Raw genomic sequence first — 2,355 nt, forward strand, 5'->3', positions numbered from 1 at the left:
GGGCTTCGGGGCGATGGCGCTGCACACCCGCGGCAGGGTGAATCCCTGCAGCAGCAGGTTCAGCACCACCACCACAAACACGATGCCCTGGGCATTGCGGGACAGCGGCAGGGCCAGGGCCGCATCGACGCCCGCCAGCTGGGGAATGGCCGCCACCAGTTGATAGGAGAGGGCCAGGGGCACCGCACCGCGCAGCCCGCACCAGGCCACCAGCACCCCCTCCCGGCGGCTGAAGGGTGAGAGCGGCTGAAAGGCCAGCACTCCCAGCGGCCTGGCCACCAGCATCAGGGCCGCGGCGGTGACCAGCCCCATCGGAATGGCCCCCACCAGATCAGGCGGCGACACCAGCAGCCCGAACAGCAGAAACACCGTGATCTCGGTCATGGTGTTGAACGGCAGTAACACCTCCTGGATCGACTCGTGGTTCACCTCCGGCCGCCGGTAGGTCATGTTGGTCATGAACACGCCGGTGACGTAGACGGCGATGAAGCCCGAGCCGCCCAGCAGATCGGTGAGGCCGTAATCGGCGAAGGCGATCGACATCGCCACCACCAGCAGCTGGGCCCGCTCGGTGACGAGCACATCGATCACGAACTTGGCCACGTAGCCGAACAGCACGCCCAGAATCAGCCCGGAGCCGATCTGCTGCACGAAGACCCGCAGGCTGTCGAGCACCGCCGTGGTCAGCAGCGTCTCGGCCGCCGCCAGATCTGGGGGCTGTCCGGCGGCACCGCCGGCGGCCTGGCTGAACAGCTCGATCAGCAGCCCGTACACCAACAGCGCCGCCGGATCGTTCACGGCCGATTCGAACTCCAGCAGGTGCTGCAGCCGCAGGGGCACCGGCGGCTTCACCTGGGCCAGCACGCTCAGGGTTGCGCCGGCGTCGGTGGAGCCCAGGCAGGCGGCCAGCAGGAAGGCGGCGCCCAGGGGGATGCCGTTACCGAAGCCCAGGGCCAGGCCGCTGGCGGTGGCGGAGGAGAGCCACCAGATCATTCCCCCCAGCACGCAGGAGGTGATGAGCACCCCCCCCAGGGCCAGCAACAGCCCGTATTCGATGAAGCCCCGGATCGCCTTCAGATCGGTTTTCAGACCGGCGTAGAAGAGCAGCAGGGCCAGGGCGAACACCTGCAGGTTCTCCGCTTCCACATGGGTCACATCGAGCAGGTTCACATTCACTACCAGCCCGAGCAGCAGCACCCCGAGCACGCCGGGAATGCCGAGGCGGATCGAGAAGCGGCTCACCGCCAACGTGCCCAGAAACAACACCCCCACGAACAGCAGACGCCCCTGGATCGGCACGTCGTTGAGGCCGCCGAGCGTTCCGATGAGGCAGTCAAACGTCACCAGCTCTGGCTCGTTCAATCGAACAGGGCGACCGTAGGCGGCCTTGGTTGGCCGTCGCCGTTGCCGGGGCTCATCAATAAGAGCTATGTCAGCGGCAGCTCCAGCCCTGATGGCCTGTCTTAGCAACAGGCCTAGCCAGCCTCAGCGCGATGGGGTTCTTCATTCGCCTCACTGACGCCATCGCCGCTCGCCAGTCCCTCCTGGTCACCGGTCTGGACCCCAACCCCGAGATGCTGCAGAGCTGGGTGGGTCGCCGCGGCATGTCGGCCCGCTCCTTCCTCAGCCAGGCCCGCCACTGGATCAAGGCGGTGGTGGAGGCCACGGCCCCCCATGTGTGTGCCTACAAGCCGAGCCTCGGCTTCTACCAGGCCCTCGGGCCCGTGGGGCTGGAGCTGCTGCTGGAGGTGCGCGATCTGGTGCCGAGGGATCTGCCGCTGATCATCGACAGCAAGCACGGCGATCTCAATTCCTCCTCGGTTCTGGCCCAGTACCTGTTCAAGGAGCTGGCCGCCGATGCCGTGACCCTCTCGCCCCTGGCCGGCCAGGACATCGCTGCCCCCTTCCTGCTCTACCCGGACAAGGCGGTGGTGATCACCTGCCACAGCTCCAACCAGGCGGCGCGGCTGATCCAGCACTACCCCAGCGAGGAGCAGCCCCTCTACCTGCGCATCGTGCGCGAGTGCATGCTCTGGGCCACGCCGGAGCAGCTGCTGCTGGAGATCGGCACCAGCGACGCGGCCGTGCTGGCGCGGGTGCGGCAGGAGGCACCGGGGCGGTTCCTGATCCTGCGCAGCCTCTGGGGCGTGGAGGAAAACCTGGAAGCCATGCTGGCGGCGGGCCTCTCCGCCGCCGGCGATGGGCTGCTGCTGCCCCTGCCCCAGAACCTGCTGGTGGAAGACGACATCTCCGAGCGCGCCGAGGCCCTCAAGCTGCAGATCAACGCCACCCGCAACCAGTGGCTGGAGCAGCGCGCCCAGGCGGTGCAGGATCGCTGCGAGCTGTGGTTGCCGG

Annotated in this window: 1 protein-coding gene and 1 pseudogene; one reads left to right on the plus strand and one right to left on the minus strand. The window is 67.8% G+C overall.

Annotated elements, in window-relative coordinates; translation table 11 throughout:
* A partial coding sequence (locus IQ216_RS13395; RefSeq protein ID WP_370566753.1) for a cation:proton antiporter occupies positions 1-1,344 on the minus strand: 1,344 nt, incomplete at its 3' end.
* A gap of 149 nt (positions 1,345-1,493) precedes the next feature.
* Between IQ216_RS13395 and IQ216_RS13400 the strand changes: the two are divergent.
* A pseudogene (locus IQ216_RS13400) lies at positions 1,494-2,355 on the plus strand (bifunctional orotidine-5'-phosphate decarboxylase/orotate phosphoribosyltransferase); the annotation flags it as partial.

Source organism: Cyanobium sp. LEGE 06143 (assembly GCF_015207535.1).
GTDB lineage: Bacteria > Cyanobacteriota > Cyanobacteriia > PCC-6307 > Cyanobiaceae > NIES-981.